This is a genomic window from Pseudomonas bohemica (genome assembly GCF_002934685.1).
Classification (GTDB): domain Bacteria; phylum Pseudomonadota; class Gammaproteobacteria; order Pseudomonadales; family Pseudomonadaceae; genus Aquipseudomonas; species Aquipseudomonas bohemica.
In genome coordinates this window covers 34096-49977 of the sequence record NZ_NKHL01000085.1, presented here as the reverse complement: position 1 = coordinate 49977, position 15882 = coordinate 34096, and the positions used below count along the sequence as shown (strand labels likewise).

Genomic DNA, 15882 nt, shown 5'->3' with positions numbered 1-15882 from the left:
TTGCTTCATCATCGAAAAGCTCGGCGATTGGTGTCCGGGGATTCTGCCAAATCAGGAAGTCTTTTTCAGATTTTCCCTAGGCAAACATTGGGTACCCTTACGCCCAGCGAGCCCCTGAAAAAACTTCAGGGCTTTTAAAACGTCTGCATTATCTCCAAATAACATTACGGTGCTGGCAAGCATTTCTCCAATAAAGTCCTTAACGTCATCGTCACTCTCATCCTTTGAGTCATGCAAGCGCCATAAGAGAGAGAAATATGCTTCGGCAGCATTAATGTCTTTGAATTCTTCATAGGAAAATTTTAGGTCCTCATGCTGCACACTTTCAGCGGATAGACTAGATTCAGACGGCCCAGAGTCATTACCCAGCTCACTCACCCAAGGCTGACGCCCCTGCTGCGGCTGCGCCTGAGCCCTTTCGACAACGGCCTGACCACCCGGCAAATAATCCCACTCGCAACTGCCCATCACTTGCGACTCATCCAGCCCTTGCAGAGCACATTCATACAGCGGCAGATAACCCTGAGAGCCGGCCCTTCGCCACTCGCTGCGCCATGTCCGCTGCAAGCCGTCCAGGTATGCACGGCTTTCGTCGCCGTTGCCATGGATTTGGGTCGCTACCTTGCCATCCGCGGAATATTGTGTCTCGGTGCGTGCATCCGCTTTCTGGTCATCGGCCCTGCCTTTTTTGCCTGGCTTGAGTCGATACTGCGCTTCATCGACCACACGCCCGGCGGCGTCGTACGCCCACGTCGTCTCGATACCTTGCTCGACTCGCTCCAGGCAACGCTGGCTGTAACGTGAACACCGCTCGGTACTGACCGCCTGGCTGCCAGCCTGTGTTTTTGAAATCGTGCGCACCACAATAAACGCGTTGTTAGGGTTGTCTTCGCAGATGCGCGTGGTTTCCAGCGAAAAGCTAGCAGTGCCCAGATGAGTCAGTTGTTTATCGGTGAGGGTCCACTCCCTGACTTTGCTCTCACCGCCGGGCGTCGTCTTGGCGGTCACTGGCGAGACGGTATTGATGCGCTGGCGCCATAGCACCTCATCGGCGGTCTTGACCCACGCGATGGTACTGAGAAACTGCCCGTCGAATGTGCCATTCACGCCTATCCCTTCAATGACTACCTGTTCCTCAAGCTCGAGGAATGTCCTGCCGTCACGCTGCACCGAGCGATAGCCAAAGAGCTTCAAACCAAGGGAGTTGCCGAAGTCGTCACATTGATACTCGGCCATCAGCGGGCGCAGGGCATAATCAGGTAGCTTGGGGCAGCTCAATTGCGGCACATCCGATACGCCGCTCAGGCCGTTCAGCGTAGCAGCACTGACGATGTTCTCCCCGCCACCGGCCGGGTAGTAGGCGCTGTGAAGGGTGTGATGACCCTGCGTAACCAGTTTTATCGGCAGGCCATCGTCGCTCTGCTCGGTGATCAACATATCGATCGCCTTGCCCAGTGCCGGACGCTGCGACGCCGGACAGACCCGTAGCAATGACTCGATGGAACTGATCAAACGCCTGCGGCTTCGCCGACCGTAGCTCCAGACGAGCTCGACGATAGCCTGTTGATACTTGACCCGCTGCTGGCCCAGGAGCAGCACTGCTTTGTCGTCCCTAATGCCCAGCTTGATCTGTTCAATTGCCTTGACCAGATCATCCCCGTACCCCGTGTAACGAATAACCTGAGCCTTGGCCGATTGCCGTGCCTTGAACTCCAGCCATTGGCTGTCGGCCGACGCCGAGCCTACCAGCAGCTCCTGACGCTGCGTCTGATCGTCCAGGCCGAACACCTGCAAATGGTGCTCGCGCGCCCCATGCGCCCCGCGCTCGCCCTCAACGATGTACAGCTGATCGGAGGTGTCCAGCAGACGACCGGTATAGCGGTAGGTATTCACCTGATTTTCTTGCCCATCACCGGGGATCAATGCATGCAGCATGGCCTGCGGCCAAAGGGGTCTACCTCTTCCCCGAATGCCTGGGTTGTACTGCACGCATTCGACCGATCCATCGAGTTCCGTCAACCGACACAGCACCCGATCCAGGGTTGGATCGTCGGCATAGTCACAATCGACCTGCTGAATGATCGTCTTGGTTTGTTCCTCTGTTTTTTCCTGCGTGCGCGTCAGTGTGCGCAATAAATAGCTCTGCAATCGCAGTTTGACCTCGAAGCGTTCATCGCTCGTCGGCCAGACCTGCATGTTCACCTGTGCATTGGTTTCGTCCGGGGTAAGGTATTCGGCAGTGAAGAGCGCTTCTTCCCCGCTCTGGATGGCCATGAGCAGAAATTGCCCTTTCTGGCGCTTCCACTCCAGGTCCAACCCTTCGCCATACAGCGAGACGATGCGTGAGGGCAGCAGTTGCACGAAGGGCCGTTCGTAATAGGCAATACGCTCGTCCAGTTCCTTGACGCTGCCATGTTTTTCCCAGGCGCTGAGGACTTCGTCGTAATCGAGCTTGGCGCCGATGTAATAGGCGGCCGGTGAAAGAACGAGAAGCACCCACTGAGTCCAGTGCGCGGGAACCGCAGGGAACTTCGGTTTACTTTTCCCCTTGATAGCCTTGAGCATCTTGATGATGCGCTCGACAAATGCGGCGTTTGGTTCCTCCTCGTCGCTGCCCTCTGCGCCCGGTTTGCTCAGGACCTCCCGGCGACCACTGGGCAGGTCGAGCGTGACCTGGCTGTAATCCTTATTGGATTGCACCAGGCAGTGTTTTTTCTTCAGCGGTTTTTCTTCACCAAGCCCCTGCCACTCCTCGCTGGTAAACGTGATCCGCATGCCGTTGGCCAACGTCAGGCAACGGTCACGCACATTCAGGCTGGAAAAGCGCCAGGCCCAGCCATCGCCAAGCCCCGCCTCGTTGCCGCGCAAGGCCGAGTAATGCAAGGTCAGATCGCAGATCGGGCCGAGCCCGCTCAGGCCTTGCAACGTGGCGATCGGGTAATGAGCGTGGAACAGCCCGGTGCGTGGGTCCACGCCACTTTCACCCTGACCAAGCGTGTCGAAGATTTCGGAGCGCTCGGTATTACCGTAGTCCTCGCACAGTAGACTGGTCGGCGAGTAAGGAGTCAACGCGCTGGATGGGGTGTACGAGACCGGCTGGGGTGCCTGCCAGAATTGCGTTTCGCTAAAAGCACCGATATGGCCGATGGTTCGTTCTACCCCGCCGTAGAGGCTCACGGGATAGTCCAGGGTGACCTCATAGGTGCATCGCCTGGCCAGTGCGCCCCAAGTGATTCTGTGGGCCGTCACTGAAATCGGCCAGGGCCCATCCTAAGCAGCCACCCCCTCACTCGATACCACCGGCACACAGGTGGCTATACGTATGCCGTCGTTCACGGCAGCGCGGTTCAGACGAAACTCAAGCTCACCGGCATGAATATCGGCGGTTATCCGCAATGAGCCGGTGGTTGAGACGAACGTCACCGTGGGCAAAGCGGATGCAGTCGTCGCTGCAGATTCAACGTCGGCAGCGACGGGATCGAGATCGACCTGCAGTTCGCAAAAGCGCGGCATCCAGATATCGGCGTCACCCTGGGCCTGGCTTGCCGGTTGCACGTGCAGCTCCGGCCAAGCCTGATCTTTGAGGAAATTGATTAGCGCGTCGCGCCAGGCGTGTTGATCGAACTCACTTTCATCTTCTGGCGCAGGGGTGAATACCGCGGCATGCAGCACCTGCCCGCTGAAAGGATGGCGCACCGTCACCTGAAGATCGTCAGTCGTTTGCGATCCTTCCGGTAGTTCAAGTGCAAGCCCCGCAGACCGATTGCCCGCATCTGGCAGGGAAGTGAAAATGCGCAGCGCGTCACCCCGTTGCCAGAGCCCAAGGCCGTCGGTAGCCGTGACCTTGAGGTTATCGTCAGTTGGGCTGGAAATACCGGCTCGCAGGTAAGACGACACCTCTGAAGTGTTCAATGCGCTAGCCCACGCTGTCAGCCATTTTCCACTGCCCCGTTGGGCGGTACTCGGGGTCCATTCATGCTGAGCCAGCAAGCGGTGGGAAAACGCATCGTAGACCCAGGCGTGTAGCGTGGTTCCTGCTTCCAGTGCCCGCGCGCTCTCCAGTTTGCGGCTTTCCCACCAGTTCGCCAGCGTCAGCGTGACGCTCAGCTCGGCGCATTGCGGCCCCCAGAAAGCGTTGCCATGGTCGGCGGGCGTTACCTCGCAATCTCCGCTCAGAACTCCCGCACGCAGCAGATGACTGTCACGATTGATTTGCTCGCACAGAAGCCTGGACCAACCTGCCCCGGCCTGCTCCCCGGCAGCCTGGAAGAAATGCTGCTCGAAGAGCGCCTGGGTCTTCAGGTCGCGCACCTGCAGGCAAAGGGTCTGTCCAACGGTCAACTGGAAGCGGTCATTACAGGCCAGCACCTGGACCAGGTTGGCGGTGAACGGCGCGTTAGTGAATGCGCGGTACTTCGCATGGCACCAAAGGCGCAACGACGCCGTTGCGGTCGAGAAGGTATTGTCCTCACGCCACGCCCCGGCAGTCATTGCCGCGCCCTGGCTGGCAATGGATTGGGCAAATGCCTCAGGCCATTGGTCGTCCTGGAGCATGCTCGCCTGCGCAACGCAGTCGAACCGGCTGATCTGGCCATCGCGACGATTGACCAGAAACGCACTCAGTGTCTCACCGTCAGCCAGCGCTCGGTCGCCCTTGATCGGCACCGTGCTATACCAGCCGTCGTCGACGCTGCCTGCACGCTCCAGCGTGAAGTCGTTCATGTCAGGCAAGTAGCCGTCGGGCTGGGTGGTAATCAGGTAAGGAACGGCAAACGGTTCGACCGTCTGTCGTCTGACTTCAGCTGTAGGTTCACCGTTATCTTGTGCGGAGGGAGGTTGTGCGAGCTCAGCGGCTGGTGGACTCTTATCCCTTGCGGGTGGAACTGGCTCGACCTCAACTGCAGGCTCAGGGTCAGCTGGCGCGGATGGAAGTTTGGCAGGGTCGACGCCCCGCAAGGCGTACATATTTTCGATATAAGAAACCAGAACATTATCGACGTCTTCATTCACGCCACGTGCGGCGCTCAGCAGTGGCAGCGCGATCGAAAGGGAAGCATAAGTCGCGCGACTCTCTTTATTGGCGTAAAGATCCAGATAAAAATTCAATTGGTGAAACGTTTTAGACTCCACACTTCGAACCTGTTTCACACAGCCGAAAAGATAGTCTCCGTCGAACATCTCGATCAACAACGGTCCACTGTCAGGTGATAATTCGAGTCGATCCGGTTCCGCAATAGCAACCGCTCCCGCGTTGATGAGCAAACTTAGCTGCCTGGCTTCTTCACTTTTCCTGAGATCAACTTGCGGGATCCTTTTAATATCCTCATACGCCACGCGCTTTTGTTCTTCCGCTCCGGGTAAATAAAGCACGATGTCCGGGCCATCAGCCCGGGCATAAGTGTATTGCTTACCGTTTAATTCAATGAGTTCGTCGGCTTTTAAAAATTTTTTAATTTCACGTCGTGTGTAGGCCATCCTGGCAGTCCTCTGAAACGTTGTGGCTATCCAATAGTTGCGCACGCAGATGCAGCCAAGTCGCAGTCAGGATCACTGAGTTGCGCTCTCAAGCAGGTCGAACGATATTCAGAACACATTGCACGCGTTACCTTGACGCAACGGGCAAAACTGATGGGTGCACGGGCCCGATATAAGGCCCCGTCAGAAAAGTGTAGTCATGGAATCGCACGCTCAAGCCAGAAACATCGCTACGGTGACGAACGGCCTGTCTCCACTGCATCAGCAACCGACTCACCGCCGCCTAACTTCCCGGGCTTGGCTTGTTCAACAGCGGCGCATTGAACGTCTGCCGAGAGCGACGACGCAGGTAGGTACGGTCCGCTGGAGTCATCACGCAAGGCACGAAGGTGTCTGGAGGATGCCTACGGCGTCCGCGCCGTTACAGAGACTCCAAAGTTCTCAACCTTGATAAACCCACAGAATCGGGTTGATTTCAGCCTGGTCCAGGATGTGCGCTTGCCTTGCAGATAGGTGCTTCATACCGTGAGCATCTCGCTATGATGCCCAGGCGCAGCCCATGGAAGCGTGTCACCAGGTCCATTGCAGCTCAAACCGTCATCCCGTCCCGCGCCACTACTGCATGGCCCGGTAACTCCGCGCCATGTTCGATCAACCACGCATCCAGCGTATGCCCCACGTGCGTAAGCACGCCCTGCCCCGGTTGCAACTGCTCAATGATCTGCAACGCCAGGTTCAGGTCATTGTGATTGCGCGGCGTCTGCGGTTGCGGGGGCATGGAACAGTCGAGGATCAGCACGTCCAGCGACTGCTGCTGCAGAAATGTCGTCGTGTCCGCGGGCAAACCCACAGTGTCGGTGAGGTAGGCGATGCGCCGCCCGCCGCCTTCCAACAGATAGCCCAAGGTCGGTTTGGAGTGCAGCAACGGCAGCGCGGTGACCTGCAACTCGCCGAACACGCGGGATTCAAAGGGCGAAAACGGCTGGCTGAAATCCAGAATCCCCGGGTGCTTGTACAGATCCGACAGCCCTTGCGGGTCCGCCGGGCCATGCACCGGAATCACCAGCCCGTGTCCCCAGCGCAAGTGCAACAAGCCCTGGGCGTGGTCGGCATGGTAGTGGGTCTGGAGAATGCCGTTGAAGCTGCGCGGAGGAAAACGTTCCGCGAGGTCAGGCAGGCCGCTGTCGATCAACCAGCGCTGATCGCCCACTTCCACCAGCGCCGAACACGGGCGTCGGCGCAGGCACGGATCAACGTGGGCGGCCTGACACGCCTGACACTGACAACCGTAGACCGGCACCTGCCGCGCATCGCCGGTCCCCAACAAGGTCAGGCGCATGCGTGCTCTCGGTCGATTCGCTGCAACAGCCGAGCGACGGTCTGCTCCAGGGCGCCTGAATTGTCCAGCAGGATGATCGATGGGTTGTCGACCAACAGATCATCGGCGAACTGCGCATTGCGCGACAGCCGCGCCTCGATCTCCTGGGGCGACTCCCGGCCACGCGCCAGCAGACGCTGGCGCAGGACCCCCTGATCGACACTCAATAGCACCACCAGCAGATCGGGATAACGCGCCCGTGCCTGTGGCAGATGCCCGCGCGAGCCATTGATCAGCACGTCATGCCCCGCGGCCAGCCACTGATCGATCTCTTGCCCAATGCCGTAATGCAGACCATTGGCGAACCAGCTCAGGGCAAACGCGCCCTGAGCCTGCATCTCGGCGAATTGCTCGACGCTGACGGCCTGCGCCGCTTCGCCCCTGGCCTCGGCCGAACGAGTGATGACCCGGCGCACGATCCGGCAGCCGCGTGTGGCCATCGGTTCGCGCGCGGCATCCAGCAGGCTGTCCTTGCCCGAACCGGACGGTCCGATGAGATAGATCAACCTGCCTGCCATCAGAAAACCCTCTTCGCTTGTCGCCAGACCTGTTGGATCACCGGCAATGTGCCGATGGCCCGGGCGCGGATCAGGTCGGCACGCAGGCCGACACGGATTTCGCCGCGATCATGCAGCCCGGCCGACCGTGCCGGTGCCAGGCTCACCGTGGTGACAGCCTTGGCCAGCCCTGCCCCCGCCGACGTCGTTTGCTCGTCAAGCTGAGCGCCGAGCGTGAACGCCGCCTGCAGCAGACTGGCCGGATAATAATCGCTGGAGAGAATATCCAGTAGCCCTTCTTTGGCAAGGGCCGCCGCCGCGATGTTGCCCGAGTGAGAACCGCCACGAACGATATTCGGCGCGCCCATCAGCACGCTCATGTCGAACCGCCGGCAAGCCCGTGCCGCTTCCAGGGTGGTGGGAAACTCAGCGATGGTCATGCCGTAGCCCGCCGATTCCTCGACGTGTTCGACCGTGGCGTCGTCGTGACTGGCCACCGACAACCCTCGCGCCAGACAAATGTCGACGATGGCCTTGCGGTAGCGGTCACTGTAGATCTTCGAGTTGGCGACCTGCTCGACGATGAATTCGTCCATCTGTGCGCTGCTCAGGTGATATTTACCCATGTAGTACTCACGGTACTTGGATTCAAGGGCAAACTGGCGCTGACCCGGCGAATGGTCCATGGTCGAGACCAGTTGCACCAGCGGCTGCTCCACCAGATCGCGAAACACGCTCAGGGTGTCCGGGTGACAAACTTCGCAGCGCAGGTGCAGACGGTGTTCGGCGCGAGTCATGTCGGCGGCGTTGGCTTTCGCGATCGCCTCGACCATGCCTGGCAGCTGCTGCATGCGCTTGCCCTTGGGATTGACGTCGCCGATGGACAGCGCGTCGAACACCGTGGTGATGCCCGCGGCGATGATTTGCGCATCGTGGCTCATCACCGCAGATGCCGACGGCCAGTCCACGCCAGGACGCGGGCTGAGGTGTTTTTCCAGGTTGTCGGTGTGCAGTTCTACCAGCCCCGGCAGCAGATAATCGCCATCCAGGTTCTGCGCTTGCGGCAGGTGGCTGAAGCCGGTCTGCACCTCGCTGATGACGCCGTCGCGCAGCACCACAGTGCCGGTGAATACCTGCTCGGCGGTGACGATCTTGGCATTGGTCAGGATCTGTTCGTTCAGCATTCCAGTAACTCCTCGGCAATCGTTTCCAACGGTGTCATGTCCAGAAGGCGATCGGACACCGCCTCGCGCGCCAGACGGTCATGGAAGATGCCGATGACAGCGGCACCGGCGTTTTTTGCTTCGTTGATCAACTCGAGCACCACCTGACGATTGCTGTCGTCCAGCGATGCTGTGGGCTCGTCCAGCAGCATCACCGGCCACCGCACCATGAAGCCGCGAGCGATATTGACCCGCTGTTGTTCGCCCCCGGAAAAGGTGCCCGGCGCCAGTTGCCACAGCCGTTGTGGAATGTTCAGGCGACTGAGCAACAGCTCGGCGCGAGCCTTGGCGTCTGCTCGGTTCCAGCCTCGGGCCAGGGCCGGTTCCATCACCACGTCCAGGGCGGCGACGCGAGGGATCACCCGCAGGAACTGACTGACGTAGCCCAGCGTCTGCTGCCGCACGTGCAGCACGTCGCGGGGTACGGCACCGACCAGCTCAAGCCAATCGCCCTGATGCAGCACACGAATGCTGCCGCCCGCGGGCAGGTAGTTGCCGTAGAGAGTGCGCAGCAAGGTACTCTTGCCCGCCCCGGAATGGCCGTGCAACACCAGACACTCACCGCCGCGCACCGAAAAGCTCAGCCCGCGCAGCACATTGAGCACCACCGCGTTCTGCTGATGCAGGGTGAAGGTTTTCGAGAGGTCCTGGACCTCGATCAGCGTGTTCATCAAGACACCTCAGAGTCGGATCAGGGCTGCAACACCGAAGACACCAGCAGTTGCGAATAAGGATGTTGCGGATCGTCGAGGATCTGATCTGTCAGCCCGGTCTCGACCACACGAGAGCGACGCATGACCATCAGCCGGTCAGCCAGCAAACGGGCCACGGCCAGGTCGTGGGTCACGATCACCACCGCCAGATCCAGTTCGCGCACCAGACCGCGCATCAGGTCCAGCAGACGCGCCTGCACCGACACATCGAGGCCGCCGGTGGGCTCGTCCATGAACACCAGGCGCGGGCCGGACACCAGATTGCGAGCGATTTGCAAACGCTGTTGCATGCCTCCGGAGAAGGTTCGTGGCAGGTCATCGATGCGTGCCGGATCGATCTCCACTTGATTCAGCCAGTCCAGCCCCGCGGCACGCAGCTGCTGGTAATTGCGCACCCCCTGGGCCATCAGCCGTTCGCCGATGTTTGCCCCCGCCGACACCGCCATGCGCAGCCCGTCACGCGGGTTCTGCTCGACGAAGCCCCACTCGGTGCGCAGTAACGTTCGACGTTCGGCTTCACTGGCGCTGTACAGGTCGAGCCAGTGGTCTTGCGTCGTGCGATAGTCGATGACCCCGCTGTCTGGCAGGCAGCGGCCGCTGAGCAGCGACAACAGCGTCGATTTTCCGGAGCCGGACTCGCCGACGATGCCCAGCACTTCACCGGGGTACAGCTCGAAACTGACGTCCTGACAGCCCTTCTCGGGACCGTACAACTTGCTCAGACCCTTGACCTTGAGCAGCGGCTGAACAGGGTCGGCAAGCACATCCTGATGCAGTTTTTCGTGCAGATGCTGAGCAGCAATCATTGCTCGGCCCTCCCTTGGCTAACCCGTTGTGCGCAGTAGTCGGTGTCCGAGCAGACGAAGCTCTGAGTGCCCCGGTCGTCGAGGATCAGCTCGTCGAGGAACGAATCATGGCTGCCGCAGATCGCGCAGTTATGTGCCCATTTCTGCACTTCGAAGGGATGATCCTCGAAGTCCAGGCTGGTGACGCGGGTAAAGGGCGGGACCGCATACAGGCGCTTTTCACGACCGGCAGCGAACAGCATCAGCGCGGGGCTCATGTCCAGTTTCGGGTTGTCGAATTTGGGGATTGGCGAGGGGTCCATCACGTAGCGCTCGTTCACCGTAACCGGGTACGCATAGGCCGTGGCGATGTGGCCGAAGGTGGCGATGTCTTCGTAGAGCTTGACGTGCATCACCCCGTAATCGTTGAGCGCGTGCATGGTCCGGGTTTCGGTTTCCGAGGGTTCGATGAAGCGCAGCGGGTCGGGGATCGGCACTTGATAGACCATGATCTGATCGGCATGCAGTGGCGTTTCCGGGATCCGGTGACGGGTCTGGATGATCGTCGCCTCAGGAGTACGCTCGGTGGTTTCGACGCCAGCGGTGCGGGCGAAAAAGCGCCGGATAGAGACGGCGTTGGTGGTGTCGTCGGCGCCCTGGTCGATGACCTTAAGCACATCTTCGGCACCGAGAATCGCGGCGGTCAGTTGCATGCCGCCGGTGCCCCAGCCGTAAGGCAGCGGCATTTCACGGCCGCCGAACGGCACCTGATAACCGGGAATCGCCACGGCCTTGAGCAAGCCGCGCCGGATCATGCGTTTGGTTTGTTCATCCAGATAAGCGAAGTTGTAAGCTTCATCGCGTTCCGGACGAGGCTGTGCGTGAGATTGCGTGGCGGCATTCATCGGGCCTGCTCCTTGGAGGGCTTGCGCAGTTTGCGGATCAGTTCCAGTTCGGCCTGGAAATCGACGTAATGCGGCAATTTCAGGTGTGAGACGAAACCTGCGGCTTCGACGTTGTCGCAATGGGCAAGGACGAATTCTTCCTGCTGGGCGGGCGAGACGATTTCCTCGGCGTACTCAGCGGCACGCAGCGAGCGGTCCACCAGCGCCATGCCCATGGCTTTGCGCTCGGCATGCCCGAAGGCCAGGCCGTAGCCGCGAGTGAACTGCGGCAGCTCGGTCGCCGAGCCGACGAACTGGTTGACCATCTCGCACTCGGTGACCTCGATGACGCCGATGGCGATTGGGAAACCCAGCTCTTGCGGCTCGATCCAGACCTCGACTTCGCCGACCCGAATTTCCCCGGCGAACGGGTGATTGCGGCCATAACCGCGTTGGGTCGAATACCCCAGCGCCAGCAGAAACCCCTCGTCGCCACGGGCCAGAGCCTGCAGACGCTCGGCGCGGCTGGCCGGGTATTCCAGCGGCTCACGGGTGATGTCGGCGACCGGCGCGCCGCTGTCGGTTTCTTCCTTGATCAGCCCCTCCTTGGCCAGCAAACCGGAGACTCGCGGACAGGCTTCGACCCTGCCGTCTGGCTGGGTTTGCGGCCCGGGATATTCGCCCTCGGCCAGCAGGGTGAAATCCAGCAGCCGGTGGGTGTAGTCGAAAGTCGGCCCCAGCAGCTGACCGCCCGGCACGTCTTTGAAGGTCGCCGATAGCCGACGGTTGATGTGCATCGCCGAGGTGTCAATTGGCAGGCTGGCGCTGAAACGCGGCAGCGTGGTGCGGTAGGCGCGCAGCAGGAAGATCGCTTCCACCAAGTCGCCTGCGGCTTGCTTGATCGCCAGCGCCGCAAGTTCTGCGTCGTACAGCGAGCCTTCAGTCATCACCCGCGCCACTGCCAGCGGCAATTGCTGACGAATCTGCTCGACGCCCAGTTCGGCCACCGAGGTATCGCCGCGGCGTTTCTTCGCCAGGAGCCTGTGAGCGTTGTCGATGGCCTGTTCGCCACCCTTGACCGCGACGTACATCAGGCATCTCCCTTGGACGGTAACGCCTTGAACAGCACGTTGGTGCTACGCGGCAGGCCCATCAATTCGCTGCCCGCGACGAAGAACACGTCGATGCCGCGAGGAAAGTCATTGCGCGATTCGCGTTCGGCCCAGAAGCCTTCCTGCAGCGGCAGGCTGACGTGGTTCTTGCTCTCGATGCCAGGCCCCTGCCACGCCAACTGACGCCCGCCTTGCAGGCTCGGTAGTTGAACCAGCAGCGTGCAGGACTGATCGGGGTAGCGGTCGTTGCCCAGATCGAAACCGCTGAGGTCGTGCAACTGGCTGCCGTCGAGCAAGGCGAAACGCGCGTTCTGCCGATCGCTGACGATCGGGCAGCCACAGTGAAAAGTCAGGTTGGCGCGAATCGCCGGGGTGTCGAACGTCGGCGCCAACCACAGCGGCGTGTCGATATCCAGCAGCGCCAGGCATAGCGCATGGCTCGCCGATGCCAGGCCGTCCAAACGTGGTGGAGTTTGCGCCGACTGCAGGCTCTGGGCGACACCGGGGCCAGCCAGCGCCTTGAGGGCCACACGGAAACTGCGCTGGGCGTCGAGCACCGGGTCAGCGAAAGCAGGCTGCAATAACGTCGCGTTCATACCCTTTGCACTCATGGCGACCGCACTCGCGGCAGCTGCATTCGTAGAAATCGCACTCATCAGTTTTCTCCTCTGACCAGGGTGAAGAAGTCCACCTTGGTCGCTGCGGTTTCGGCTTGTTGTCGGGACCGGCGCACGGCCTGGGCCTGAGCCAGCGGTTCGATCACCTCACGGATCCAGTGAGCCTGTTGCGCGCCTTGCAAATGGGCGTCGGCCAGCGCTGCCAGCTCGGCGTGAGCCTTGTCGCGCCCCGCCAGATAGCTGTAACCGGTACGCCCGTCGGCCAGACGCACCACGCATCGGGTCACGCTCATCTCGCCGACGTTGAAGGGCGCGCCACTGCCGCCCATGCGGCCACGGACCAGGGTCATGCCGATTTCCGGTGGGCGGATCAGTTGGTATTCGGCATCGCGCAGGGCCGCTTCATGGGCCAGCAAATCAGCGCGCAGGGTGCGGGACAGCACGCCGATCCAGTGCTGGCGTGCGGCCAGTTCGGGTGAAGAAGTTGAAGTCAAAGCAGCTGTGGCAGTCATTGGGGGATCTCCATCAGGTGACGATCTGATACTGGAAACGGTCGGAGCGGCTGGTGGAATGGGCTATCTCCACCGGGTGTCCTTCGGCATCGCGGGAAAGCGTGAGCACCGTCAGCGCTGGCAGGTGGCGCGGCATCAGCAACACGCTGGCCTCCTCGCGGCTGGGCAAACGTGCGCCGATCAGGCTGAACGTGCGGGTCAACGACAGGTCGCGGGCGGCCAGGAACTGGCGCACAGAACCGCTTTTGTAATCGGCCACCAGTGCCGTGCGGCTGGCGCAGTAGCGGTGGCGAATCAGGCTCACCGGCTGGCCGTCGAGACGACGCAGGGTTTGCAATTCGATCAGCGGCGCGTGTTCTTCCAGGCCCAGGTGTTCGGCTTCTTCGTGGGTGGCAAGGCATTGGCGGCGTTGCAACAGCACCGCTTCGACCCTGTGGCCCAAGGCCGACAACGACTGGCTGTAGGCACTCTCGGCGGCCACCGGGTACACCAGCGGACGACCCAACACTTGGGTGCCCTTGCCTTGACGGCGCAACAGGCTGCCTTCGCGCACCAACTCATCGATGGCCCGGCGCACGGTGTGGCGGTTGACTTCGAAGCGTGCCGCCAGCTGAGTTTCGGCGGGCAGGAACTGGCCTGCGGCGTAGCTGTTCAATTCGCTGCGCAGGGTAGCGGCCAGTTCGCGGTACATCGGTTCGCGGTGCAGGGGTTTCCGGTGCAGGGGTTCGGCTTGTCTAGACAACTGCATGGCTAAAAAAAGGGTTCGCACCCTCTCCTGTCGTGATTGTTAGATGAACTGCTTGCGCAGGCGCTGGGAGAGGATGTCGATGACGCTGACCACCACGATGATCACCAGCAACACTGCGCAGGTCTGGGTGAACTGGAAGGCGCGAATGTTTTCCCAGAGGATCACGCCGATACCGCCGGCACCGACCATGCCCACCACCGTCGCCGAGCGCACGTTGGATTCGAAGCGGTATAGGGCGTAAGAAATCCACAGCGGCATGACCTGCGGAATCACCCCGAAAATCACTTCCTGTAACGCGCTGGCACCGGTGGCGCGCACGCCCTCCACAGGACCGGGGTCGATGGCTTCCACGGCTTCGGCGAACAGTTTGGCGAGCACGCCGGTGGTGCTGATCCACAACGCCAGTACACCGGCAAAAGGCCCCAGCCCGACGGCGACCACGAACAGCATCGCGAAGACCATTTCATTGATAGAACGGAAGGAGTCCATGACCCGACGCAGCGGCTGGTGAATCCACCAGGGGGTGATGTTGTCGGCGCAGAGCACGCCCAACGGCACCGAGCAGATGATCGCCAGCAGCGTCCCCCAAAGGGCAATGTGCACGGTGACGATCATTTCCTTGAGATAGGCGCGCCACTCGTGAAAATCAGGCGGGAAGAAGTCGGCCGCGAAGGTCGCCATGTTGCCGGAGTCGCGGTACAGCGCCAGCGGGTTCATTTCAGCGCCGTGCCAGGCCCAGGTCATGATGGCCAGCAAAATCCCCCAGCCTAGGTATTGCGGCCAGCTGCGTTTGCCAGCGGTTTGGAGGTAAGCAGCGTGAGCGGTCATGAGAGCTTCCGAGTTCGATTACGTGAAAAGCAGGCACGATGCGAGGCACCGCGCCGAGCCGGTCAGCCCGCCTTGGCGGTGCCTTGTTTTTCAAGTTCCGAGATGCGGTCCTGCAGCTTGGTCAGTCCAGCGTCGATCTCTTTCAGGCGGCTGGCCTTTTCGTCGGCGCTGAGACTGGTGCTGGCGGTGGTTTCGGTCTTCTGCTTGAACAGTTCAAGCTGGCGGATGGTCAGCAACTGGTCATCCGAAGACTTGAGAAACTTGCCCATCTGCATGTTCTTGAGCACCGCCTTTTCTTCGTCGGTATCGCCGTAACTGGCGAAGAATTCGCGGATCTTGTTTTTATCGGCGTCGGACAGCGACTTGCGCCAGACCATCGGGTCAGCCGGGATCAGCGGCGACTTCCAGATCACCTTGAGCATGGCGGCCTTGTCCGGTTGAGTGACTTCCAGGCGATCCCAGCTTTCGGTGTTGAAGGTGGCAACGTCCAACTGGCCCTTGGCGACGCTGAGGGCATTGACTTCGTGGCTGGAGTTCAGCGTGCGCTTGAAGGCGGTCGCGGCATCGACGTGGTTCTTGGCAAACACGTAGTAGCCCGGCACCAGATAGCCGGAGGTGGAGTTCGGGTCACCGTTGCCGAAGGTCAGTTCCTTGGCATGCTTGAGCATGTCCTCGACCGAATTGATCTGGCTGTCCTTGCGCGCAATGATCACGCTCCAGTAACCCGGCGCGCCGTTGGCGGCGGCGGTCTGGGCGAAGATTTCACCGCCGGAGCGATCCACCGCTTCCATGGCTGCCTTGTTGCCGAGCCACGCCACGTCGACCTTGTTGAAACGCATGCCCTGAATCAGGCCGGCGTAGTCGGACGCGAAGGTAGCGTTGACTTTCAACCCGGTCTTTTTCGACATGTCGTCGATGAAGGGCTGCCAGACGCTTTTCAGGTTTTGCGAGGATTCGGTGGACATGATGCCGAAATTGATTGTGTTGTCGTCCGCTTGCGCGGTGCCCATCAGGCAGCCGGCGACGACAGCGGCAGACGCGAACACGCGACCGATACGGTTCAACATGGAGAGCTCCTGGAGCATGGGTAGAGGTGTTATTCGGGTTGGC

15 protein-coding genes are annotated in these 15882 nt (G+C 60.7%); 1 reads left to right on the top strand and 14 read right to left on the bottom strand.

Annotation, left to right across the window (positions count from 1 at the left end):
- Positions 1-51: 51 nt before the first annotated feature.
- A complete protein-coding gene (locus tag CE491_RS05090) occupies positions 52-2775 on the bottom strand; it encodes a hypothetical protein (protein ID WP_199884995.1) in 2724 nt (907 codons plus the stop codon).
- 102 nt (positions 2776-2877) lie between these two features.
- On the opposite strand from CE491_RS05090, the gene CE491_RS30170 reads away from it, so the two are divergent.
- Positions 2878-3045 (top strand): hypothetical protein, encoded by a 168-nt coding sequence (locus CE491_RS30170; protein ID WP_199884994.1) that lies wholly within the window; start codon positions 2878-2880, stop codon positions 3043-3045.
- A gap of 225 nt (positions 3046-3270) precedes the next feature.
- Here CE491_RS30170 and CE491_RS05085 read toward each other — a convergent pair whose 3' ends face one another.
- From CE491_RS05085 to phnD, 13 genes are all read right to left on the bottom strand, one after another.
- The gene (locus tag CE491_RS05085; protein ID WP_110947269.1) at positions 3271-5475 is read right to left on the bottom strand and encodes a hypothetical protein; all 2205 of its coding nucleotides are present in this window, start codon (positions 5473-5475) and stop codon (positions 3271-3273) included.
- A 589-nt stretch (positions 5476-6064) separates the two neighbouring features.
- Positions 6065-6814 carry a phosphonate metabolism protein PhnP gene (phnP, locus tag CE491_RS05080; protein WP_110947268.1) on the bottom strand — a complete coding sequence of 250 codons (750 nt, stop codon included), beginning with the start codon at positions 6812-6814 and terminating at the stop codon, positions 6065-6067.
- The gene (gene phnN, locus CE491_RS05075; RefSeq protein ID WP_110947267.1) at positions 6805-7371 is read right to left on the bottom strand and encodes a phosphonate metabolism protein/1,5-bisphosphokinase (PRPP-forming) PhnN; all 567 of its coding nucleotides are present in this window, start codon (positions 7369-7371) and stop codon (positions 6805-6807) included. The genes phnP and phnN overlap by 10 nt, the downstream gene beginning before the upstream one ends.
- Positions 7371-8534 carry an alpha-D-ribose 1-methylphosphonate 5-triphosphate diphosphatase gene (locus CE491_RS05070; protein WP_110947266.1) on the bottom strand — a complete coding sequence of 388 codons (1164 nt, stop codon included), beginning with the start codon at positions 8532-8534 and terminating at the stop codon, positions 7371-7373. The genes phnN and CE491_RS05070 overlap by 1 nt, the downstream gene beginning before the upstream one ends.
- Positions 8528-9244: a phosphonate C-P lyase system protein PhnL gene (gene phnL, locus CE491_RS05065; protein WP_110947265.1), complete on the bottom strand. Its 717-nt coding sequence runs from the start codon at positions 9242-9244 to the stop codon at positions 8528-8530. The genes CE491_RS05070 and phnL overlap by 7 nt, the downstream gene beginning before the upstream one ends.
- A 20-nt stretch (positions 9245-9264) precedes the next feature.
- Complete coding sequence (gene phnK, locus CE491_RS05060; protein ID WP_110947264.1) at positions 9265-10092, bottom strand: phosphonate C-P lyase system protein PhnK; 828 nt, start codon at positions 10090-10092, stop codon at positions 9265-9267.
- A complete protein-coding gene (locus CE491_RS05055) occupies positions 10089-10976 on the bottom strand; it encodes an alpha-D-ribose 1-methylphosphonate 5-phosphate C-P-lyase PhnJ (protein ID WP_110947263.1) in 888 nt (295 codons plus the stop codon). The genes phnK and CE491_RS05055 overlap by 4 nt, the downstream gene beginning before the upstream one ends.
- Positions 10973-12046 carry a carbon-phosphorus lyase complex subunit PhnI gene (locus CE491_RS05050; protein WP_110947262.1) on the bottom strand — a complete coding sequence of 358 codons (1074 nt, stop codon included), beginning with the start codon at positions 12044-12046 and terminating at the stop codon, positions 10973-10975. Before CE491_RS05050 ends, CE491_RS05055 begins: the two co-directional genes overlap by 4 nt.
- Positions 12046-12663, bottom strand: a complete 618-nt coding sequence (gene phnH / locus CE491_RS05045; RefSeq protein ID WP_110947277.1) for a phosphonate C-P lyase system protein PhnH — start codon at positions 12661-12663, stop codon at positions 12046-12048. The genes CE491_RS05050 and phnH overlap by 1 nt, the downstream gene beginning before the upstream one ends.
- A gap of 59 nt (positions 12664-12722) precedes the next feature.
- The gene (phnG, locus tag CE491_RS05040; protein ID WP_110947261.1) at positions 12723-13196 is read right to left on the bottom strand and encodes a phosphonate C-P lyase system protein PhnG; all 474 of its coding nucleotides are present in this window, start codon (positions 13194-13196) and stop codon (positions 12723-12725) included.
- Between the two features lie 13 nt (positions 13197-13209).
- Positions 13210-13944 carry a phosphonate metabolism transcriptional regulator PhnF gene (gene phnF, locus CE491_RS05035; protein WP_407681330.1) on the bottom strand — a complete coding sequence of 245 codons (735 nt, stop codon included), beginning with the start codon at positions 13942-13944 and terminating at the stop codon, positions 13210-13212.
- 39 nt (positions 13945-13983) lie between these two features.
- Positions 13984-14772, bottom strand: a complete 789-nt coding sequence (gene phnE, locus CE491_RS05030) for a phosphonate ABC transporter, permease protein PhnE (RefSeq protein ID WP_110947259.1) — start codon at positions 14770-14772, stop codon at positions 13984-13986.
- Between the two features lie 62 nt (positions 14773-14834).
- The gene (gene phnD, locus CE491_RS05025; RefSeq protein WP_110947258.1) at positions 14835-15839 is read right to left on the bottom strand and encodes a phosphonate ABC transporter substrate-binding protein; all 1005 of its coding nucleotides are present in this window, start codon (positions 15837-15839) and stop codon (positions 14835-14837) included.
- Positions 15840-15882 lie beyond the last annotated feature (43 nt).